We start from the raw sequence: 20,506 nt of genomic DNA, 5'->3' as shown, positions 1-20,506 counted from the left end.
CCATGTCCGGCGACAACTCCTCCTCCGAACGCGGCTCCCGGCGCGAGGTCGTGCACCAGGGCCCGGTGCAACTGCGCGGCTCTCTCGCCCGCGAGGCGACGACGATGGACCAGCGGCTGCTCGATCGCCGCGGCCCGTCCGACTGGGTGCACACCGATCCGTGGCGTGTGCTGCGGATCCAGAGCGAGTTCGTCGAAGGCTTCGGTGCGCTCGCCGAGGTGCCCCGCGCCGTCACCGTCTTCGGATCGGCGCGCACCCCGGCCGGTCACGAGGAGTACGAGATCGGCCGCGAGCTCGGCGCCGCACTCGTCCATGCCGGATACGCCGTCGTCACCGGTGGCGGTCCGGGCGCGATGGAGGCGGCCAACCGCGGTGCCAGCGAGGCCGGGGGACTGTCGATCGGACTGGGGATCGAGCTGCCCTTCGAACAGGGCCTCAACGAGTGGGTCGATCTCGGCCTGAACTTCCGGTACTTCTTCGCGCGCAAGACGATGTTCGTGAAGTACTCGCAGGCGTTCGTGTGCCTGCCCGGGGGTTTCGGGACGCTCGACGAGCTGTTCGAGGCACTGACCCTCGTGCAGACCCGCAAGATCACGCAGTTCCCGATCGTGCTGTTCGGTTCGGAGTACTGGAACGGTCTGGTGGGCTGGCTGCGCGAGACCCTGGTCCGCGGCGGCAAGATCTCGCCCGCCGACCTCGACCTGCTCTTCGTCACCGACAGCGTCGAGGAGACGGTGGACATCATCCTCGAGGCGCATCGCGGCGAGGACGAGAACGAACTGTACGGAAACGGGAGTGGATGGTAACCGAAGCTCTGTCGGTCTGTGTGTACTGCGCGTCGGGCCCTGTCGACCAGAAGTTCCTCGAACTCGCCGCCGCTGTCGGTACCGAGATAGGCCGACGGGGCTGGCAGCTGGTCTCCGGCGGCGGCAACGTATCGATGATGGGCGCGGTCGCCGACGCGGCCCGCGCGGCCGGCGCGCACACGATCGGGGTCATTCCGAAGGCACTCGTGCACCGCGAGGTCGCGGACGTCGACGCCGACGAGTTGATCGTCACCGAGACGATGCGCGAGCGCAAACGCATCATGGAGGACCGCGCCAACGCCTTCCTGACCCTGCCCGGCGGCATCGGAACCCTCGAGGAACTGTTCGAGACGTGGACCGCGGGGTATCTCGGTATGCATGACAAGCCGGTCGTCCTGCTCGATCCCACGGGCCACTTCGACGGCCTGCTCGGCTGGCTCGGGTCGATGGTCGACACCGGCTTCGTCGCGCAACGCGCACTCGACGGTCTCGCGGTCACCACCGACCTCGCCGACGCGCTCGACCGTTGCGCTGCGCCGTACGCGACGGTCTGAGGTGTTCCACTTCGCCGCGCGCTTATCTACTCTTCGGTAAGTTCGGGGGAACGCCGTGGGTGTCGCCCGAGCGAGCCCGCCCGTCCCCAACGTCGCCGTGAGGAAATCTGTCGTGACCACTCGATCCGATCGAGGCAATGTCCCCGTCGTGTCCCTGCCCGGACTCGTCTCGAAACTGCCCCGGATGGCTACCGATCTCCCCATCGTGCTGCGCGGAGCAGCCGGGATGACCCGGAAGCCGACCGCCCGCGAGACGATCGGGTCGGTCTTCCAGAAGCTCGCCGAGCGTCACCCGGAGCGGCCCTTCATCCGGTTCGAGGGAGCCTCCATCGGGTACGGCGAGGCCAACGCGCAGGTCAACCGGTACGCAGCGGTGCTCGCCGATCGCGGTGTCGGCATGGGCGACGTCGTGGGCATCCTCATGGGCAACCGGCCCGAGACCCTGCTGGTCGCGCTGGCCGCGGTCAAGCTCGGTGCGGCCGCCGGCATGCTCAACATCAACCAGCGTGGTGAGGTGCTCGAGCACAGCCTGTCGCTGCTCGACAGCGCCGCCCTCGTGATCGGGGAGGAGTGCGAGGAGGCCGTCGACTCTCTCGGTGGCGAGCCGCAGGCCCGCACCGTGCTGCGCTTCGACGATCTCGACACCGCCGCCCGCGACGCCGACGCGTCGAATCCCGCAGTCACCGAGGAGCTGCAAGCGTCCGAGACGGCCTACTACATCTTCACCTCCGGCACGACAGGACTGCCGAAGGCCAGCCGCATGACGCACTTCCGGTGGCTGAAGTCGATGTCGGGCCTGGGCAGCCTCGGCGTGCGCCTGCGCCGGACCGACGTCCTGTACTCCTGCCTGCCGCTCTATCACAACAACGCCCTCACGGTCGCGTTGTCCTCGGTGCTCGCCGCCGGCGCCACGCTCGGGCTCGGCCGGAAGTTCTCGGCGTCCAACTTCTGGAACGACGCGGAGCGCAACGGCGCCACGACCTTCATCTACATCGGCGAGATCTGCCGCTACCTGCTCAACCAGCCGCCGCGGGAGGACGACGCCGACCACGGGATCCGCCTCGCCGTCGGCAACGGTCTGCGCGCAGAACTGTGGGACGAGTTCACCGAACGCTTCGGTATCGACCGCGTCGCGGAGTTCTACGGTGCGAGCGAATGCAACATCGCCTTCATCAACGCGCTCGACCAGAAGCGCACCGCCGGCATCTGCCCGCTGCCCTACGCCGTCGTCGAGTACGACCCCGATTCGGGCCAGGCACGTCGCGGCGACGACGGCCGGTTGAAGAAGGTCGGCAAGGGCGAGGTCGGACTGCTCCTCGCGAAGGTCACCTCCCGCGCACCCTTCGACGGGTACACCGATCCCGAGGCCACCGAGAAGAAGCTGCTCCGCGACGCGTTCTCCGACGGCGACGTCTGGTTCGACACCGGCGACCTCGTCCGCAACCAGGGCTGGATGCACGTCGCGTTCGTCGACCGGCTCGGCGACACCTTCCGGTGGAAGGGCGAGAACGTCGCGACCACGCAGGTCGAAGCCGCGGTGTCGTCGCACGAGACGATCGCCGAGGCCGTCGTCTACGGCGTCGAGGTCGACGGGGCCGACGGCCGCACCGGGATGGCCGCGATCACCTTGAAGGAGGGCGCCGAGCTCGACGGAGCGGCGCTCGCGAAGTCGCTGCACGACGCGTTGCCGGACTACGCGGTTCCGCTGTTCGTCCGCATCGTCGACGAGCTCGAGTACACGACGACCTTCAAGAGCAGGAAGGTCGATCTGCGCAAGCAGGGCTACAGCGAGACCGGTGAGGACGAGGTGTACGTCCTCGCGAGTCGCAGCGAGGGTTACCGGCCGATCTTCGACGGCTTCGTCGACGGCGTCGCGCGAGGAGAATTGCCCGGTCGCTGAGCATGTCAGGATGGGATCATGAGCGGCCCCGCGACCGATGTCGACGAGCAGACCCCCGTGACCCGTCCCGGTCCGGCACCGTCCACCCTGTGCGGGCGCCCCGTCGCCACCGACAGGGCGCTCGTCATGGCGATCGTCAACCGCACCCCGGACTCGTTCTACGACCGGGGAGCGACCTTCGAGGACGACATGGCGCTCGCGGCCGTCGACCGCGCAGTGGCCGAGGGTGCCGACCTCGTCGACATCGGCGGGGTGAAGGCCGGGCCGGGTGAGGTCGTCGACAGCGACGAGGAGATCCGGCGCGTCGTGCCGTTCGTCGCCGCGATCCGCGAGCGCTATCCGGATGTGCTCATCAGCGTCGACACCTGGCGCAGCGAGGTCGCGCGTCGCGCTGTGGGCGAAGGCGCCGATCTGATCAACGACACGTGGGCCGGTGCCGATCCCGAGCTCGTCGCGGTCGCCGCGGAACTCGGGGCCGGCATCGTCTGCTCCCACACGGGCGGCGCCGTCCCGCGCACCCGCCCGCACCGTGTGCGGTACACCGACGTCGTCGGGGAGGTGGTGCGGGAGGTCGTCGCGGCCGCGGATGCCGCCGCCCGCGCCGGCGTCGCGAGCGACTCGATCCTCATCGACCCGACCCACGATTTCGGAAAGAACACCCATCACGGACTCGCTCTGTTGCGGCACGTGGACGTTCTTGTAAAAACCGGGTGGCCTGTGCTTATGGCGCTGAGCAACAAGGACTTCGTGGGGGAGACTCTGGGAGTCGAACTCGCCGACCGGTTGGAGGGCACATTGGCAGCGACAGCTCTGGCGGCAGCGGCCGGCGCACGAATGTTCCGGGTACACGAGGTGGCAGCCACACGTCGGGTGGTCGACATGGTCGCGGCGATCGCGGGCACACGCCCGCCGGCGCGCACGGTGAGGGGGTTGGCATGAGTGCACCTGCACGCACGTGGAACGAAGCCAACAGCTGGGATCGGCCCGCCTGGGCGATCGACGAGCTGATCGCGGCCAAGGCCGGCCGCACAGTGACCGTGGTGCTGCCCGCCCTCAACGAGGAGGAGACCGTCGCGAGTGTGATCGACACGATCCACCCACTGCTCGGTGGTCTCGTGGACGAACTGGTGGTCCTCGATTCGGGTTCCACCGACGAGACCGCCACCCGGGCGCGGGCGGCGGGTGCCCGTGTCATGTCCAGGGAGGAAGCGGTGCCGGGCATCGAACCGGTCCCCGGCAAGGGGGAGGTGCTGTGGCGGTCGCTCGCGGCGACCTCCGGCGACATCATCGCCTTCGTCGACTCCGATCTGATCGATCCCGATCCGGCCTTCGTGCCGAAACTGCTCGGACCCCTGCTGCTCGGCGACGGTGTGCACCTCGTCAAGGGGTACTACCGGCGCCCGCTGCGCACCGGTGGGGGCGAGGACGCCCACGGCGGTGGCCGCGTCACCGAGCTTGTCGCACGGCCGCTGCTCGCGGCACTGCGACCGGAGCTGACCTGCGTGCTGCAACCGCTCGGCGGTGAGTACGCGGGGACGCGGGAACTGCTCGAGTCGGTCCCGTTCGCACCGGGTTACGGGGTGGAGATCGGGTTGCTGCTCGACACCTACGACCGGTTCGGTCTCCACGCGATCGCGCAGGTCAACCTCGGGGTCCGCAAGCACCGCAACCGGCCGCTGTCCGAACTCGGGGCGATGAGCCGGCAGATCGTGGGCACGATGCTCGCGCGCTGCGGGATCCCCGATTCGGGTGCGCCGCTCACCCAGTTCCTGGTGGAGGGCGATGCGTTCGTGCCGTTCGACACCTCCGTCGATCTCACCGACCGCCCCCCGATGGCGACGGTCACCGGCTGACCCGACCGTCCGGCACCGGTCCCGGCCGGTGTCGGCCGCTCGTGCCAAGATCGGAGCATGCTCACGGTTCTGCTGTACGTGCTCGTGATGGCGGGCGTCGCCGCGGTGCTGTTCTTCGTCGCGAGCGCCGTCTTCGGCCGGGGCGAGACGTTGGCGCCGCTGCCTCCGGGCACCACCGTCACGGTGTTGCCGGCCACCGACGTCACCGGCACCGACATCCGCGACCTGCGGTTCCAACAGACTGTGCGGGGTTACAAGATGAGCGAGGTCGACTGGGCGCTCGATCGTCTCGCCCGCGAGGTCGACGATCTGCGGGTCCGCCTCGCCGACGCCGAGGCCCGCGCAGAGGAGCCGCCGGTCGACGGCACCGGAAAGGGCGACGGCACCGGAAAGGGCGGCGGGGCAGAAGACGTCGGAGCAGAGGACGTCGGAGCAGCCGACGTCGATGGGGAGAACGTCGCCGAGCGGGCTTCGTCGGAGTCGACGGGGGAGTCACGATGACGGCAGACGGGCAGGGGCCCGTAACCGATACCGACGACCGCGTGCGGTGCCCGTGGGCCGTCGACGGTCCCGGTTCGTCGCTCTACCGCGACTATCACGACTACGAGTGGGGTCGGCCGCTCCACGGCCGCGACGAGATGTTCGAGCGGCTCTCCCTCGAGGCATTCCAGTCGGGACTGTCGTGGCTGACGATCCTGCGCAAGCGGGAGGCCTTCCGCGCGGCTTTCCACGGCTTCGACGTCGAGGCGGTCGCCCACTTCACGGAGGCCGACGTCGAGAGGTTGCTTGCCGACTCCGGCATCGTGCGCAACCGCCGCAAGATCGAGGCGGTGATCGCCAACGCGCGGGCCGTGCTCGAACTGTCCACCGATCTCGACGAGCTGCTGTGGTCGTTCGCACCGCCGCGACGCGCGCGACGTTCGGTAACGGTCGAGGAGATTCCGGCGGTGACGCCGGAGTCCACGGCGATGGCCCGTGAGCTGAAGCGTCACGGCTTCCGTTTTGTGGGCCCTACCACTGCGTATGCGCTGATGCAAGCTACCGGAATGGTCGACGATCACCTCGAATCGTGCTGGGTGTCACTCGACTCGTAGAACCCGGAGGAGTGTCTTACCCAGGAGTCAGCTACGCGCACGTATTCCGGATAGGGAAGAATGAGAAGGTGCGCGTCGCCGCGACCGGCGATGCAACCACACGGTAACCCACGCGCCCGGCGGTCGGGTGCAGATTTGGAGGGAGCAGAGGATGGCGGCCATGAAGCCCCGGACCGGGGACGGTCCCCTCGAAGCAACCAAAGAGGGACGAGGAATCGTCATGAGGGTTCCACTCGAGGGCGGCGGACGTCTGGTCGTCGAGCTCACGCCGGAAGAGGCTGCGGCACTCGGCGACGAACTCAAGAGTGTCACCAGCTGATCGGCCCCTCTCAGGGCACTCCGGGCCCCGCGCTCCTCGGCGCGCGGGGCCCGGTGTCGTCCTGAGAGCAGGATCGGAGGCGCGATGCTCGCCGACGTGATCGATCTTCTCGCGTGCCCTCACTGCGAGTCCGCGCTCGACCTCGACGACAACGTCGTGGTGTGCGATCGCGGGCACAGCTTCGACGTCGCACGCCAGGGCTACGTGTCGCTGCTCGCCGGCGGTTCGACGCCGTTCACCGGCGACACCGCCGACATGATCGCGGCCCGCGCCGATTTCCTCGGTGCCGGGCACTACGACCCGATCCGGCGCGCGGTGGCCGACGCATGCCTCGACACCGCCGATACGGTGGACACCGATGCGGTAGTCGCAGCCGCCGACGCTGCGATCCTCGAGGTCGGGGCCGGTACGGGGCAGTACCTCGCGTCCGTGCTCGACGCCCTGCCGGCGGCGCGCGGCATCGGGCTCGACGTCTCCAAGCCCGCGGTGCGGCGCATCGCCCGCAGTCATCCCCGGACCGGAGCGATCCTCGCCGATGCGTGGCAACGACTGCCTGTGAAGTCGGCATCGCTCACCCACGTGCTGTCGGTGTTCGCGCCCCGCAACGCCGCCGAGAGTCATCGCGTGCTCGTCCCCGGAGGAACGCTCGTGGTTGCTACACCCACCTCGGAGCATCTGCGCGAACTGGTCGCGTTGCCCGGCATGGTGAGTGTGGACGGCCGGAAGACGGAGCGGCTCTCGTCCGCGCTGTCGGGACGTTTCGAGCGAACGGGACGGACGGACGTGCGCTTCACGGCCGCACTCCCGTGCGAGGCGCTCGGTCTCGTCGCGGGGATGGGACCGTCCGCCCATCATGTGACGTCCGACCGGCGTGCGGAGTTGCTGGCCTCCCTGCCCGATCCGTTCGAGGTGACGGTCTCGGTCACCGTCACCTCGTGGCGACGGGTCGAGACGGCCGACGAACCTAGCGCGTCGTGAGCACCTGCTGGTAGACGGCGACGGTCTGGCGGGCGATCTGCGCCCACGAGAACTCGTTGACAGCGCGGTCGCGTCCGGCCCGGCCCCACCGGGCGGCACGGTCGCGGTCGCGCGCGACGTCGTCGATCGCATCGGCGAGCGCACGCTCGTAGGTCTCGGTGTCGAAGGCGTCGTAGTGCACCAGTCGCCCGGTGACCCCGTCCTGCACGACCTCCGGGATGCCTCCGACGTCGGACGCCACCACGGCGGTCTCGCAGGCCATCGCCTCGAGGTTGACGATCCCCAGCGGCTCGTACACCGACGGACAGACGAAAACCGTTGCAATCGAGAGTAGTTCGCGGACCGATTCGGTGGGCAGCATCTCGCGTACCCAGTGCACCCTGTCACGGGCGTCCTGCAGGGCGGTCACCGCCCGTTCGGTCTCCGCGGCGATCTCGGGGGTGTCGGGCGCGCCGGCACACAGGACGAGCTGGATGTCGGGGTCGAGATGGTGCGCCGCGGCGATCAGGTGCCCGACGCCCTTCTGCCGGGTGATGCGGCCGACGAATACGACGATCGGACGATCCGGATCGAGACCGATGCGGGTGACGACGGACTCGTGGCCGGGCTCGGCCGGGCCCGGATGCCAGACGGTGGTGTCGATCCCGTTGCGCACCACGTGGACCCGAGCGGGATCGACGAACGGATAGGCGTCGAGCACGTCGAGGCGCATCCCGTCGCTGACCGCGATGATCGCGTCGGCGTACCGGACGGCGTTGCGCTCGGACCAGGAGGAGATGCGATAACCGCCCCCGAGTTGCTCGGCCTTCCACGGCCGTCGGGGTTCGAGGGAGTGCGCGGTGAGGATGTGCGGGACGTCGTGGAGTTCGGCGGCCAGATGACCGGCCAGCCCGGTGTACCAGGTGTGCGAGTGCACCACGTCGACTCCGGCCGCGGCGTGCGCCATGCGCAACCCGGCCGACAGGGTCGTCAGGGCAGGATTGGCATCGCGCAGTGCCGGGTCGGGGGAGTGCACGAACGCGGTATCGCGCGGTGCGCCCGTGCAGTGCACGTCGACCTCGACCAGTCGACGCAGTTGTTCGACGAGTTCGGTGACGTGGACCCCTGCCCCGCCGTACACCTCAGGCGGATACTCCCGCGTCATCATTGCCACCCTCACCGCCTCAAAGTAGCGGGCCGCGCAGGTTCCGGCCACCCGGCCCCGACACTCCGAAGGGCGTCGAGATCGCGCTTCGCTGGCGGCGGCCTGGGTCGGGGGATAGGTTGAAGCGTGTGAGGAGCCAGCCCCATGTGCTTGGAATCGTTCTCGCCGGCGGCGAGGGCAAACGTCTGTATCCGCTGACCGCGGACAGAGCCAAGCCGGCAGTGCCGTTCGGGGGCGCATACCGCCTCATCGATTTCGTGCTCAGCAATCTCGTGAATGCCGGTTACCTGCGCATCTGCGTTCTCACGCAGTACAAGTCGCACTCCCTCGACCGGCACATCTCGCAGACCTGGCGCCTCTCCGGCTTCACCGGTGAGTACATCACCCCGGTGCCGGCCCAGCAGCGGCTCGGTCCACGCTGGTACACCGGCAGCGCCGACGCGATCCTGCAGTCGCTCAACCTGGTCTACGACGAGGATCCCGAGTACATCGTGGTCTTCGGCGCCGACCACGTGTACCGGATGGACCCCGAGCAGATGGTGCGCCAGCACATCGAGTCGGGCGCCGGTGTCACCGTCGCCGGTATCCGCGTCCCGCGCAGCGAGGCATTCGCGTTCGGCTGCATCGACAGCGACGAGAGCGGCAGGATCACCCAGTTCCTCGAGAAGCCCGCTCATCCGCCCGGGACACCCGACGACCCCAACGTCACGTTCGCGTCCATGGGTAACTACGTCTTCACCACGAAGGTCCTCGTCGAGGCGCTGCGGGCCGACTCGGAGAATCCCGACTCCGACCACGACATGGGGGGCGACATCATCCCGGCGCTCGTCGAGCGGGGCGAGGCTCACGTCTACGACTTCAACGACAACGTCGTCCCGGGCGCGACCGAACGCGATCGTGCCTACTGGCGCGACGTCGGTACGCTCGACGCCTTCTACGACGCTCACATGGACCTCGTGTCGGTCCACCCGATCTTCAATCTCTACAACCGGCGCTGGCCCATCCGCGGTGCCGCCGAGAACCTGCCGCCCGCGAAGTTCGTGCAGGGCGGTCTGGCGCAGGAGTCGATCGTCGGCGCCGGCAGCATCCTGTCGGCCGCCACGGTCCGCAACTCGGTGCTCAGCTCGAACGTCATGGTCGACGACGGCGCGACCGTCGAGGGCAGCGTGCTCATGCCCGGTGTGCGCATCGGCAAGGGTGCGGTCGTGCGACGAGCGATCCTCGACAAGAACGTCGTCGTCGGCGACGGCGAGATCATCGGCGTCGACCTCGAGCGCGACCGTCAGCGGTTCGCGGTGAGCAACGGCGGTGTCGTCGCCATCGGCAAGGGCATCTGGATCTGAGAGCGTGCTGCCCGCCCGGAGGCGGCTGCGCGGATCAGCTGAGGCGCACCGCGCAGAGCAGGCCGTCGCCGAGCGGCAGGACCACCGGAGCGAGACGCTCGTCGTCGGACACCGCGCGGGTCGCCTCGCGCACCGCGAGCACCGTTGCGTCGCGGGCAGCGGGGTCGGCGACGCGTCCGTCGAGCAGGGCGTTGTGCAGCACGATCACCCCACCCGGCCGGAGCAGACGCACCCCTTCGCGCACGAAGTGCGGATGGTCGGCCGGGGTCGCATCGACGAAGACCATGTCGTAGCCGGAGTCGGCGAGTCGCGGCAGCACGTCCAGCGCGCGGCCGTTGATGAGCCGGGTGCGCGACGCCACGACACCCGCCTCGCGGAAGGCGATCTTCGCGGCCCGCTGATGCTCCGGCTCGCTGTCGATGGTGGTGAGCACGCCGTCCTCGCGGAGGCCGTGCAGCAACCACAGTCCGCTCACACCCGCACCGGTCCCGATCTCCACTACCGTCCTGGCGTCGAGCATGCGGGCGAACATCGCGAGGGCGGCTCCGACGGAGGGGGACACCGGGTCGGCGCCCAGATCTTCGGCACGGTCACGCGCCGCGGCGAGCTCGTCGTCCTCGACGACGATGTTCTCGGCGTGGGTCAGGATGCGATCGGCGTTGGTCTGCACCTCACTGAGGCTATCCTCGGCGATTCGTTCGCGCAGGCAGGCGCGCACGGAGTGGTGCCGCCAGTTGTGTGATTCAGGCGGATGACCACGCCCGAACCGATTTTCTCAGGGACGTTTCAGGTTACTCATACGGCGGCCACATCGCCGCGAGGAAAACTGACAATCGGCGAACCGGACGATCGCACCGGTTCACGACTTCGAGGACGCACCGCTCTCGGGGAACGCTCCTGTGAAGGAATATTCCCTGCAGATCGAGTGTTGATAGGCCCTGAAGCCAGTACCACTGCGGTCCCGACGAGGAGGATCCACCGATCCACATGACCCGAGCCCACACTGTTCCCGAGAACGACGCCTCGGCGCTCGAGGCGGACCTGAGCGGCACCGCGGCGCTCGAGGTGGACCTGAGCGGCACCGCGGCGTTCGACGCCACCGGGGACCACGCGGCCATGCCGTCGTGGGACGAACTCGTTCGTGAGCACGGCGACCGCGTCTACCGCCTCGCCTACCGTCTTTCCGGCAACGCCCAGGACGCCGAGGATCTCACGCAGGAGACCTTCATCCGCGTCTTCCGGTCGTTGCAGAACTACCAGCCCGGCACTTTCGAGGGTTGGTTGCATCGCATCACCACGAACCTCTTCCTGGACATGGTGCGCCGCCGGAACCGCATCCGGATGGAAGCGCTCCCGGAGGACTACGATCGTGTACCGGCCGCAGGGCCGAACCCCGAGGAGATCTACCACGACGCGCGTCTCGGCGCCGACCTGCAGTCCGCTCTGGACTCGCTCGGACCCGAGTACCGTGCCGCGGTGGTGCTCTGTGACATCGAAGGTCTGTCCTACGAGGAGATCGGTGCCACACTGGGGGTGAAACTCGGTACGGTGCGTAGTCGTATCCACCGAGGCCGCCAGGCACTCCGCGAGTACCTGCGCGAGCATGGAAAGGTCGAAAACGGTCGCGTCGATGCGGGGTAGCCGCCGGGAGGTAGTGATGACGATGGTGCAACCACCTCGCAGGTTCGGCTCCACGGAACACCTCGCCAGCGAGGCAATTGCCGCATTCGTCGACGGCGAACTGCGCATGGCGGCCTACATGCGGGCCGCCCAGCATCTGTCGATGTGTCCGGAGTGTGCCGCCGAGGTCGAAGCCCAGCAGCAGGCCCGCCACGCACTGCGGGCCGCTGCCGATCACATACCGCGTATGCCGAGTTCACTGCGCGGTACGCTCAGCAACATCCCGTCCCACCTGTGCGACCCGACCCCGCGCCCTCAGGCGGAGGAAGGCTTCGCCGCGCGCCGCTGGTCGATTCTCCGGCGCCGGTGACCGGACGGGCGGTAACAGGTGATCCGATGCCATCGGTGATACTGGGCTGCGTGACGGACCTAGACGGGGGAGACGGGCACGCGTGACGGCCGAATCTGCGCAGCACACCGGACGGCGGGGCGGCGACGATCGTCGTCGCGACGACGAGCTGCCCCATGCCTCGTCCGGTAAGGACTCCTCGGGCGGAGACTCGTCCGGCAGAGGCTCGTCCGGCAACGCCTCGTCGGGTCTCCCCGACGGAGCGATCGCGCGCCCCGACGACGCTCCCCGTCTCGAACCGCGGCCCGTCTACCGGCCCACCGTCGACCCGGCATCGGCCCGTGTCTTCGGGCGCCCGGCCGGCGCCGAGGGATCGTTCGACTCCTCGGCCCATCCCCGCGTCGTCGACCCGCGCGTCCAGCAGGCACCTCCGACCGATGCGATCCTGGCCGAGGCCTACGGACGGCCGTCCGACGTCGACGAGACGCTCCAGCGTCCCCCTTCGCAGCCCGCGGCCGAGACCGAGGACGACACCGAACCCGATCCCTGGCGCGACCCCGACTCAGCGGTGCGGCTCGGTCCGCCCCTGGCCGGGCAGACCGAGGAGAAGGAACTTCCTCCGGCTCCCGGACTGACCCTGCGTGAGGTGTTGTTCGACCGCCGCGTCCAACCCCGCGCACTCGCGACCCTGGCCGCTGTGGCTGTCGTGATCGGCATGGTCGGCGGACTCGTCGTCGCGCTCGCGACCGCCGACAACGGTTCGCTGACCAGTCGCGGAGTGACGCTGAGCCAGTCGGGTCCCGACGAGGAACTGCCCACCGGCGCGGTCGCGCGTGTCGCCGACACCGTGCTGCCCGCGGTCGTCTCCATCCAGACCACCGTCGGCGGCGACGCCGGCACCGGCTCGGGCGTGGTGATCGACGGTGCCGGTTACATCGTCACCAACAACCACGTCGTTTCGATGGCCGCCGGCAATCCCGATGCGAAGGTACAGGTCACCTTCGATGACGGCACGAAGGTGCCCGCCTCGATCGTCGGACGCGACATCAAGACCGACTTGGCCGTGCTCGCCGTCGAGAACGTCGACAACCTGGTCGTCGCCGAGCTGGGCCGCTCCGAGGACGTCCAGGTGGGCGAGGACGTCGTCGCGGTCGGTTCGCCGCTCGGCCTGAGCAAGACCGTCACCCGCGGCATCGTCAGCGCGCTGCACCGGCCCATGCGGCTCAGCGGGCAGGGCACCGACACCGACGCGGTGATCGACGCAGTCCAGACCGACGCCTCGATCAACCCCGGCAACTCCGGCGGCCCCCTCATCGACATGGAGGGTCGCGTGATCGGTATCAATTCCGCGATCAAGTCGGAGACCGGCGGTTCGGTGGGCCTGGGCTTCGCGATCCCCATCGACGACGTCACCGAGGTGGCGCAGGAGCTGATCCGCACCGGCGAGATGCGGCACCCCGACATCGGCGTGAACGCACGCTCGGTGGTCAACGACGTCGCGAGCGGCGCGGAGGTCGCCAACGTCCGTCAGGACAGCCCGGCCCAGCGCGCCGGCATCGTCGAGGGCGACGTCATCGTCAAGGTCGGCGCCCGCGAAGTCACCAGCGCCGACGAGCTCGTCGTGGCGGTCCAGCAGCAGGAGATCGACGAACCGATCACCGTCCAGCTCGTGCGCAACGGCCGTCTCGTCGACGTCGAGGTCACCCCAGTCTCCGACTGAGCGGCCCCTGTCTCGGACAGAACGTCCCAGCCGTGTGATGTGACCTTCCACGTAGGTGCTGCGATCCGGACGAGACCACGTACCCTGGATGCGTGTTCGGCAACATCGGTTGGGGCGAGTTCCTGGTACTCATCGTGGCGGCCCTCGTGGTCCTCGGCCCGGAGCGTCTCCCCGGCGCCGTCTCGTGGGTGGCCAAGTCGCTGCGTCAGGTACGCGACTACGCCACGGGTGCGCGCGACCAGCTCGAGCAGGAACTCGGACCGGAGTTCGACGACCTGCGGCAACCGCTGTCCGAGCTGAACCAGCTGCGCGGCATGACACCGCGGGCCGTGATCACGAAGCATCTGCTCGACGGCGACGACTCGATCCTCACCGGCAATTTCGACAAGCCGTCCTCGGCGGCTCCGGGAACGCCCACCAACGGCGCGGCCCGGCCGAACCTGTCGAAGCCGCTCGCTCCGGACGAGAAGCCGCCGATCGATCCCGACGCCACCTGACAGCTTTCCTACGATCGAGCCCCCGCCGTGAAGCACGGCGGGGGCTCGATCGATATCGGGTTCTTACAGGTGACGCGTGGTGTCGATTCCCAGCGACATGCCGGCCAGTCCGCGCCTGCGCACGGCGAGCTTGTCGGAGATCTCCTCGAGCGCCACGGCGGGTGCCGAGTCGGGCGCCGCGAGGACGATCGGGGTACCGGAGTCGCCGGCCTCGCGCACTGCCGGGTCGAGCGGGATCTGGCCGAGCAGCGGCACCGTCGCGCCCACCGCGCGGGTGAGCCGCTCGGCGACGGCCTGACCGCCGCCGCTGCCGAAGACGTCCATTCGGGTGCCGTCGGGCAGCTCGAGCCACGACATGTTCTCCACCACGCCGGCGATGCGCTGACGCGTCTGCAGCGCGATGGAACCGGCGCGCTCGGCGACCTCGGCGGCTGCCTGCTGCGGCGTCGTCACGACGAGGATCTCGGCGTTGGGGATCAGCTGCGCGACGGAGATGGCGACGTCACCCGTGCCGGGCGGCAGGTCGAGGAGCAGGACGTCGAGGTCGCCCCAGAAGACGTCGGCGAGGAACTGCTGCAGCGCGCGGTGCAGCATCGGGCCACGCCACACCACCGGGGTGTTGCCGTCGGTGAACTGGGCGATGGAGATCGTCTTCACGTCGTGCGCGATCGGCGGAATGATCATCCGCTCGACCTGCGTGGGCTTGGCGGACGTGCCGAGCATGCGGGGGATCGAGTGACCGTAGATGTCGGCGTCGAGCACACCCACCGACAGTCCGCGCGCGGCCATCGCCGCGGCGAGATTGACGGTGACCGACGACTTGCCGACACCACCCTTGCCGGAGGCCACCGCGTAGACGCGCGTGAGCGAACCGGGCTGGGCGAACGGGATGACGGGCTCGGTGGAGTCGCCGCGCAGCGACTTGCGGAGCTCGGTGCGCTGCTCGTCGCTCATCACGTCGAGGGTCACCCGGACCTCGCCCACGCCGGCGACGTCGGCGACGGCCTTGGTGACGCGCTCCGAGATCTCGGTGCGCATGGGGCACCCGGCGGTGGTCAGATAGATCGCCACATCGACGCTGCTGTCGGCGCCGATCTCGATGCTCTTGACCATTCCGAGATCGGTGATGGGCTTGCGGATCTCCGGGTCCTGGACCCGTGCGAGCGCACTGCGGACGTCGGACTCACTGACTGCCATGACGCCCATGGTAGGCGGCACGCCGCTCGCGACCGGATACGGGTCGACGGTGACCCGACGACCGCCTTCGGTCCGGGGTGACCCGACGACCCTCTCCGGACCTCAGTGGATGCGGGGGAGATCCGCGGGGCTCGGGTCGATGCCGGTGGAGTAGGCCGTCGACCAGGCGAGCACGTTCGCCACGTAGGCCATCGAGTTGTTGTAGCGGTGGATCGCCTTCGTCGAGTGCGCGAGGTTGCGCATGTCGAGGCCACCGTCGCACAGGTACTTCGCGGTGGTGAGCGTCGAATCGTACAGGTTCTGGGGATCGGAGACTCCGTCGCCGTTGCCGTCGCCCGCGTACTGGTTCCACGTGGTGGGGATGAATTGCATCGGCCCGACCGCGCGGTCGTAGACGGTGTCGCCGTCGAGGGCGCCGCCGTCGGTGTCGTGGATGACGGCCTGGCCGGGCAGGCTGCCGTTGAGCGGCAGTCCGATGACGGGCTCGAGCAGGTTGCCCTTGGCGTCGGCATGACCACCGTTGGCGTGTCCGGACTCGACGCGGCCGATGCCGGCGAGGAGCGTCCAGTGCATGCCGCAGGCGGGATTCTCCTCGGCGAGGATGCGCTCGGCGTTGCGGTAGGCGGCGTAGTTGATGCCGGGGATGCCGAGGGGGCCCTCGTGGAGGACCTCGGGCTCGGGTTCCGGCTGGGGGGCGGCCTTGAAGGTGCGCACGGGTGCCGGTTCGGGCTCGAGCATGATCGTCTGCACGGCGGCGACCGCTTCGGGAATCGCGTTCGCGAGGTCGGCCGAGTCGGTCGACGACGCCGTCGGCTCGGTCTCGTGGTGAGCTGCACCCATCAGCGCTCGCGGCGACGCACCCGCGGTGGTCGCGGCTGCGGCGACCAGTCCGACCGGAACGAGTCCGGTCATCGCGATGACGGAATTTCGCCGAAGCTTCGAATCCGACGGTTTGGCGTGGCGGCCCAATGGATAACCCTCCCTCGGGTGCCTCGGAACGAGACACCTTCGTTACGTGCCGGGCCGAGGCTACAGCATTCGATGCCTTTCCGTTACTCAAACGTGATGTAACGGGGGTGTATGCGTACTGCTGTGGCCCGTCCGTGCTGGTCCGGTAGGTCGGGTGGGGTGAAAGAAAAAGATGACGACACGCGTGTCGCGCGTGGCGTCACCTCACGTGTGTGCCGGGAGTTATTCGCAGAAGGCGGGCACCAGGCAGGGGAGTTCGGGCATCTCCGGCATCGGCGGCGGAGCCGGGATGTTCTGTTCGGGTGCCTGCCGAGCCGGAGTGTCGGCGGGCGCTTGCTGGGCCGGCCGAGGTGTCGCCTCCGGAGCGGGCGCGGTGACCGCCGGAGCCGGCGCGGGGGCCGCGACATCCGCGGCGTTCGGAACGGGCCGCGCCGGGATCGGAGCGAGATCGGCGGGAGCCACCTCGGCGGCCTTCGAATACGCACCGGACCAGTGCCGGACGTTCGCCAGATAGTCCGGTGACGGATCGACCGACGCCACCGCCCGCGCCTCCCCGTCCGGCTCGCGCAGGTTTCCGCCCTCCGCGCACATCCGGGCGCCGGCGGCCAGGGTCGCGTCGAAGATGTTCTGTGGATCGGCGGTGCCGTCCGCGTTGCCGTCGGCCGAGTACTGCTCCCACACCGCGGGGGCCAGGCGCATCGGCCCGAGCAGCCCCTCCGGGGTGACGACCGGCGCGGTCAGCGTGCCCAGGATGTCGGTGCGTCCCCCGTCCGCGTGTCCGGAGTTCAGGCGCCCGACGGCGGCGAGCAGATTCCACGGCAGGCCGCACTCGGGAGAGTCGATGGCCAGCTGCATCTCGGCCGCGCGATAGGCGTAGAAGACGAGTTCGGGGATCGCGAGCGGCCCGTCGCCGAGGGCCGCCGCACCCCCTGCCGCGGCCACGGCTTCGGGCGGAAGCTGGGTGAGCGGGTCGCTCGGGCTGCGCAGCGGTTGCGCCTCGCGCACCTCGCCGGGGAGCACGCCCACCGCCGGAGCGGCGCTCGGCTCGGTCTCGGCGGATGTCGTCTCCGCCACCACCGTCGCCGACGACGCTGTCGCCGCGAGTCCGGCAGCGACGATCACCGGCATCGCCAGCGCGACCTTCCACCGCACGCGATCACCCTCCTCCGATCGTCCGTCCGACTGATGTGACGAAGGTTACAGAAGGGTGTCGGGTTGTGTGCAACGGGGCGTGCCGGACAACAGGACGGGGTCCCTCAGTGACGGGGCCCGCGGGTGCGTGGAGTGCCGGCGTCGTCCTCGTTCTCGTCGTCGATCAGCAGGGCGCGCAGATCGTCGAGTTCGCGACGCAGATAGTCGCGGGTCGCGACCTCACCCACCGCGAGTCGCAGAGCCGCGAGTTCGCGTGCCAGGAACTCGGTGTCGGCCTTGGTCTGCTCGGCGCGGGCGCGATCCTCCTCGAGAGACACGCGGTCGCGGTTCTCCTGCCGGTTCTGCGCCAGCAGGATCAACGGCGCCGCATAGGCGGCCTGCGTCGAGAAGGCCAGGTTGAGAAGGATGAAGGGATAGGGATCCCACTGCAGTCCGACCGCGGCGATGTTGAGGGCGATCCACACGATGACGACGATCGTCTGGATGGCGAGATAACGGCCCGTTCCGAGGAACCGGGCGATCGACTCGCTGACCCGGCCCACCGCCTCGGCGTCGAAGTTGAAGCGGAACCTCGACGCCTGTGGGGTCTCGAGGCGCGAGCGGCCCTGCGTGCTGCGGTCACTCATCCTCGATGTCCTCCTCGCGCCAGTCCTCCGGCAGCAGATGGTCGAGCACGTCGTCGACGCTCACCGCGCCGAGCAGGTGCCCCTCGTCGTCCACCACCGGACCGCAGACCAGGTTGTACGTCGCGAAGTACCGGGTGACGGTGGTCAGGGCGTCGTCGGGGGCCAGGCGCGGCAGGTCGTCGTCGACGACCCCTCCCACCAGGCTCGCAGGCGGTTCCCGGAGCAATCGTTGCAGATGGACACAGCCGAGGTACTTGCCGGTGGGCGTCGCGGTGGGCGGCCGCACGACGAAGACCATCGACGCCAGGGCGGGACTCAGATCCGGATTACGGGCGCGGGCGAGCGCTTCGGCCACCGTGGTCGCCGGCGTCAGCACGACCGGCTCGGGGGTCATCAGACCACCGGCGGTGTCGGGGGAGTGCTCTAGCAGGCGGCGCACCGGCTCGGAGTCCTCGGGGTCCATGCGTTGCAGGAACGACTCGGCGTCCGTTGCGGGCAGCTCACCGAGGAGGTCGGCGACGTCGTCGGGATCCATCGCCTCGAGCACCGCGACCGCCCGGTCGAGGCCGAGCTGGGTGAGCAGGTCGGTCTGATCGTCGGAGGGTAGCTCCTGCACGATGTCGGCGAGGCGTTCGTCGTCGAGCGCCGCGGCGACCTCGGTGCGTCTCTTGATCGGCAGGTCGCGCAGGGCGTTCGCGACGTCCGGCGGGCGCATGTCCTCGAACTGCAGGAGCAACTGCGCGACACCCTGTCCAGGCATCGACAGTGCCTGCTGGGTGAGTCCGTGCACGTGCGGCCATTCCACGATGTGGATGGGGGAGCGGCGCGCGAGCCGGCCGCGATGGCGACGCACCGCCACGCGGGCGACGACCCAGTCGCGGGTGCGCATGAGCTCGAGCCCCAGATCCACCACGACGGCGTCGACACCCATCAGGTCCGGCAGCTCCGGGTCGTCGACGCGCACACGCGAATCGAGGACCTGACCGAGGGCGAGCACCTCCGAGGGTCGCTGGGTGAACCGGCGCAGACTGACGTTGCCGGTGACGAGGGTGACCGCACCGGGTTCGATCGCGGTCACGCGCAGCATCGGGACGAAGATCCGCTTGCGGGTGGGCAGTTCGACGACGAGCCCCAGCGCACGAGGAGGCTGACGCCCCACTCGTATGGTCAGCACGACATCGCGGACGCGGCCGATGGACTCGCCGTCGGGGCCGAGAACGACCAGTCCGGCCAGCCGCGCGACGAAGACCTTGCTCACTGCTGCCATGATTGCCAGGCTAGAGCGTGCCCACGCTGTTCCCGGAACTCGGAGGTCTGGTCAGGTCATGTCGTTTTCGTTCAGGCCCCGAAGATCGGTACTCGCGGTTCCCGGCAGCAGCCGGAAGATGATCGACAAGGCCAAGGGCCTTCCCGCCGACGAGATCTTCCTCGATCTCGAGGACGCGGTGTCGCCGCTGGCCAAGGAGCAGGCCCGCAGCACCATCGTCGAAGCTCTGAACGAGGACGGCTGGGGCGACCAGATCAAGGTCGTGCGCGTCAACGACTGGACCACGGACGCGACCTATCTCGACGTCGCGACGGTCGTCGGTGGTGCCGGCGCGAATCTCGACGCGATCCTGCTGCCGAAGGTGCCCGACGCGAGCCACGTGAAGGCGCTCGACCTGCTCCTCACGCAGGTCGAGAAGGCCCACGGTCTCGAGGCGGGACGGATCGGTATCGAACCGCAGATCGAGAACGCCATCGGGTTGACGAACATCAACGAGATCGCGACGGCGAGCCCGCGCGTGCAGACACTCGTGTTCGGTCCGGCAGACTTCATGGCGAGCATCAACATGCGCACCCTCGTCGTCGGTGAGCAGCCCGAGGGTTACGACGTCGGCGACGCCTACCACCACATCCTCATGACGATCCTCATGGCCGCGCGTGCGCACGGGCTGCAGGCCATCGACGGCCCCTACCTCCAGATCCGCGACGTCGACGCCTTCCGCCGGTCGGCGCAGCGCACCGCCGCCCTGGGCTTCGACGGCAAGTGGGTGCTGCACCCGAGCCAGATCGACGCGGCCAACGAGGTCTTCAGCCCCCGGCAGGAGGACTACGACAAGGCCGAGATGATCCTCGACGCCTACGAGTGGCACACCTCGGCCGAGGGCGGCGCCCGCGGTGCCGCGATGCTCGGTGACGAGATGATCGACGAGGCGAGCCGGAAGATGGCCCTCGTGATCTCCGCGAAGGGCCGGGCCGCGGGGTTGCAGCGCACCCAGAAGTTCGAGCCGCCGGCCTCCTGACGGGAACGACCAGGGAAAAGAACATATCGGGCGAACCATCGCGGCGTGCCGGTCCCTGTCGAGGCAGAATGGAGACCGGCGCCGCGACCGTCGGCGTGCA

22 protein-coding genes are annotated in these 20,506 nt (G+C 69.1%); 15 read left to right on the top strand and 7 right to left on the bottom strand.

Going from position 1 to position 20,506, the window contains the following annotated elements; genetic code table 11:
* Positions 1-2 precede the first annotated feature (2 nt).
* From AC6CID_RS02930 to AC6CID_RS02890, 9 genes are all read left to right on the top strand, one after another.
* Positions 3-806, top strand: coding sequence for an LOG family protein (locus AC6CID_RS02930; RefSeq protein WP_006550564.1), 804 nt, complete (start codon positions 3-5; stop codon positions 804-806).
* A complete protein-coding gene (locus AC6CID_RS02925) occupies positions 800-1,360 on the top strand; it encodes an LOG family protein (RefSeq protein WP_019288053.1) in 561 nt (186 codons plus the stop codon). The genes AC6CID_RS02930 and AC6CID_RS02925 overlap by 7 nt, the downstream gene beginning before the upstream one ends.
* A gap of 148 nt (positions 1,361-1,508) precedes the next feature.
* Positions 1,509-3,260, top strand: a complete 1,752-nt coding sequence (locus AC6CID_RS02920) for a long-chain-acyl-CoA synthetase (RefSeq protein ID WP_397518948.1) — start codon at positions 1,509-1,511, stop codon at positions 3,258-3,260.
* Positions 3,261-3,278: 18 nt separating this feature from the next.
* Complete coding sequence (folP, locus tag AC6CID_RS02915; RefSeq protein ID WP_019288055.1) at positions 3,279-4,199, top strand: dihydropteroate synthase; 921 nt, start codon at positions 3,279-3,281, stop codon at positions 4,197-4,199.
* Positions 4,196-5,113, top strand: a complete 918-nt coding sequence (locus AC6CID_RS02910) for a glucosyl-3-phosphoglycerate synthase (RefSeq protein WP_006550560.1) — start codon at positions 4,196-4,198, stop codon at positions 5,111-5,113. Before folP ends, AC6CID_RS02910 begins: the two co-directional genes overlap by 4 nt.
* Before the next feature lie 57 nt (positions 5,114-5,170).
* Entirely contained in the window at positions 5,171-5,614 is a 444-nt protein-coding gene (locus AC6CID_RS02905) for a DivIVA domain-containing protein (RefSeq protein WP_498353542.1), read from the top strand.
* Complete coding sequence (locus AC6CID_RS02900) at positions 5,611-6,207, top strand: DNA-3-methyladenine glycosylase I (protein WP_255027312.1); 597 nt, start codon at positions 5,611-5,613, stop codon at positions 6,205-6,207. Before AC6CID_RS02905 ends, AC6CID_RS02900 begins: the two co-directional genes overlap by 4 nt.
* A 151-nt stretch (positions 6,208-6,358) precedes the next feature.
* Positions 6,359-6,526, top strand: coding sequence for a DUF3117 domain-containing protein (locus AC6CID_RS02895; protein WP_006554284.1), 168 nt, complete (start codon positions 6,359-6,361; stop codon positions 6,524-6,526).
* An 84-nt stretch (positions 6,527-6,610) separates the two neighbouring features.
* A complete protein-coding gene (locus tag AC6CID_RS02890) occupies positions 6,611-7,504 on the top strand; it encodes a putative RNA methyltransferase (protein ID WP_498353541.1) in 894 nt (297 codons plus the stop codon).
* On the opposite strand, the gene glgA is transcribed toward AC6CID_RS02890, so the two are convergent.
* A complete protein-coding gene (gene glgA / locus AC6CID_RS02885) occupies positions 7,491-8,663 on the bottom strand; it encodes a glycogen synthase (RefSeq protein ID WP_498353540.1) in 1,173 nt (390 codons plus the stop codon). The genes AC6CID_RS02890 and glgA overlap by 14 nt on opposite strands.
* A 113-nt stretch (positions 8,664-8,776) precedes the next feature.
* On the opposite strand from glgA, the gene glgC reads away from it, so the two are divergent.
* Positions 8,777-9,991 (top strand): glucose-1-phosphate adenylyltransferase, encoded by a 1,215-nt coding sequence (gene glgC, locus AC6CID_RS02880; protein ID WP_006554287.1) that lies wholly within the window; start codon positions 8,777-8,779, stop codon positions 9,989-9,991.
* A gap of 34 nt (positions 9,992-10,025) precedes the next feature.
* On the opposite strand, the gene AC6CID_RS02875 is transcribed toward glgC, so the two are convergent.
* A complete protein-coding gene (locus tag AC6CID_RS02875) occupies positions 10,026-10,661 on the bottom strand; it encodes an O-methyltransferase (RefSeq protein ID WP_006554288.1) in 636 nt (211 codons plus the stop codon).
* Positions 10,662-10,978: 317 nt separating this feature from the next.
* Here AC6CID_RS02875 and sigE point away from each other — a divergent pair, with 317 nt between their 5' ends.
* The 4 genes from sigE to tatB all read left to right on the top strand — a co-directional run bounded on the left by sigE (position 10,979) and on the right by tatB (position 14,177).
* Positions 10,979-11,632 (top strand): RNA polymerase sigma factor SigE, encoded by a 654-nt coding sequence (sigE, locus tag AC6CID_RS02870; protein ID WP_064060626.1) that lies wholly within the window; start codon positions 10,979-10,981, stop codon positions 11,630-11,632.
* A gap of 16 nt (positions 11,633-11,648) precedes the next feature.
* A complete protein-coding gene (locus AC6CID_RS02865; protein ID WP_064060625.1) occupies positions 11,649-11,981 on the top strand; it encodes an anti-sigma factor family protein in 333 nt (110 codons plus the stop codon).
* Between the two features lie 82 nt (positions 11,982-12,063).
* Entirely contained in the window at positions 12,064-13,680 is a 1,617-nt protein-coding gene (locus AC6CID_RS02860) for a S1C family serine protease (RefSeq protein ID WP_006554291.1), read from the top strand.
* Between the two features lie 92 nt (positions 13,681-13,772).
* On the top strand, positions 13,773-14,177 hold the full coding sequence (gene tatB / locus AC6CID_RS02855) for a Sec-independent protein translocase protein TatB (protein ID WP_064060624.1): 405 nt from the start codon (positions 13,773-13,775) through the stop codon (positions 14,175-14,177).
* A gap of 63 nt (positions 14,178-14,240) precedes the next feature.
* Here the strand turns inward: tatB and AC6CID_RS02850 are convergent, their stop codons facing one another.
* The 5 genes from AC6CID_RS02850 to AC6CID_RS02830 form a co-directional block, all read right to left on the bottom strand.
* Positions 14,241-15,374, bottom strand: coding sequence for an Mrp/NBP35 family ATP-binding protein (locus AC6CID_RS02850; protein WP_498353539.1), 1,134 nt, complete (start codon positions 15,372-15,374; stop codon positions 14,241-14,243).
* 102 nt (positions 15,375-15,476) lie between these two features.
* Positions 15,477-16,343 carry a lytic transglycosylase domain-containing protein gene (locus tag AC6CID_RS02845; protein WP_006554294.1) on the bottom strand — a complete coding sequence of 289 codons (867 nt, stop codon included), beginning with the start codon at positions 16,341-16,343 and terminating at the stop codon, positions 15,477-15,479.
* 222 nt (positions 16,344-16,565) lie between these two features.
* Positions 16,566-17,495, bottom strand: coding sequence for a lysozyme family protein (locus AC6CID_RS02840; RefSeq protein ID WP_498353538.1), 930 nt, complete (start codon positions 17,493-17,495; stop codon positions 16,566-16,568).
* A 104-nt stretch (positions 17,496-17,599) separates the two neighbouring features.
* Complete coding sequence (locus AC6CID_RS02835) at positions 17,600-18,121, bottom strand: DUF1003 domain-containing protein (RefSeq protein ID WP_006554296.1); 522 nt, start codon at positions 18,119-18,121, stop codon at positions 17,600-17,602.
* Complete coding sequence (locus AC6CID_RS02830; RefSeq protein ID WP_006554297.1) at positions 18,114-19,388, bottom strand: magnesium transporter MgtE N-terminal domain-containing protein; 1,275 nt, start codon at positions 19,386-19,388, stop codon at positions 18,114-18,116. Before AC6CID_RS02830 ends, AC6CID_RS02835 begins: the two co-directional genes overlap by 8 nt.
* Before the next feature lie 58 nt (positions 19,389-19,446).
* Here AC6CID_RS02830 and AC6CID_RS02825 point away from each other — a divergent pair, with 58 nt between their 5' ends.
* Complete coding sequence (locus tag AC6CID_RS02825; protein ID WP_006554298.1) at positions 19,447-20,406, top strand: HpcH/HpaI aldolase/citrate lyase family protein; 960 nt, start codon at positions 19,447-19,449, stop codon at positions 20,404-20,406.
* Positions 20,407-20,506: the final 100 nt, after the last annotated feature.

Source organism: Rhodococcus sp. GQ147 (assembly GCF_059759155.1).
This window is presented reverse-complemented; position numbering and strand designations above follow the sequence as displayed.

What these genes read in the sequence shown, in the direction of transcription:
- AC6CID_RS02930 (WP_006550564.1), top strand. Translation starts at nt 3, where the DNA reads ATGTCCGGCGACAACTCCTCCTCCGAACGCGGCTCCCGGCGCGAGGTC.
- AC6CID_RS02925 (WP_019288053.1), top strand. Translation starts at nt 800, where the DNA reads ATGGTAACCGAAGCTCTGTCGGTCTGTGTGTACTGCGCGTCGGGCCCT.
- folP (WP_019288055.1), top strand. Translation starts at nt 3,279, where the DNA reads ATGAGCGGCCCCGCGACCGATGTCGACGAGCAGACCCCCGTGACCCGT.
- AC6CID_RS02910 (WP_006550560.1), top strand. Translation starts at nt 4,196, where the DNA reads ATGAGTGCACCTGCACGCACGTGGAACGAAGCCAACAGCTGGGATCGG.
- AC6CID_RS02905 (WP_498353542.1), top strand. Translation starts at nt 5,171, where the DNA reads ATGCTCACGGTTCTGCTGTACGTGCTCGTGATGGCGGGCGTCGCCGCG.
- AC6CID_RS02900 (WP_255027312.1), top strand. Translation starts at nt 5,611, where the DNA reads ATGACGGCAGACGGGCAGGGGCCCGTAACCGATACCGACGACCGCGTG.
- AC6CID_RS02895 (WP_006554284.1), top strand. Translation starts at nt 6,359, where the DNA reads ATGGCGGCCATGAAGCCCCGGACCGGGGACGGTCCCCTCGAAGCAACC.
- AC6CID_RS02890 (WP_498353541.1), top strand. Translation starts at nt 6,611, where the DNA reads ATGCTCGCCGACGTGATCGATCTTCTCGCGTGCCCTCACTGCGAGTCC.
- sigE (WP_064060626.1), top strand. Translation starts at nt 10,979, where the DNA reads ATGACCCGAGCCCACACTGTTCCCGAGAACGACGCCTCGGCGCTCGAG.
- AC6CID_RS02865 (WP_064060625.1), top strand. Translation starts at nt 11,649, where the DNA reads ATGACGATGGTGCAACCACCTCGCAGGTTCGGCTCCACGGAACACCTC.
- AC6CID_RS02850 (WP_498353539.1), bottom strand. Translation starts at nt 15,374, where the DNA reads ATGGCAGTCAGTGAGTCCGACGTCCGCAGTGCGCTCGCACGGGTCCAG.
- AC6CID_RS02835 (WP_006554296.1), bottom strand. Translation starts at nt 18,121, where the DNA reads ATGAGTGACCGCAGCACGCAGGGCCGCTCGCGCCTCGAGACCCCACAG.
- AC6CID_RS02830 (WP_006554297.1), bottom strand. Translation starts at nt 19,388, where the DNA reads ATGGCAGCAGTGAGCAAGGTCTTCGTCGCGCGGCTGGCCGGACTGGTC.
- AC6CID_RS02825 (WP_006554298.1), top strand. Translation starts at nt 19,447, where the DNA reads ATGTCGTTTTCGTTCAGGCCCCGAAGATCGGTACTCGCGGTTCCCGGC.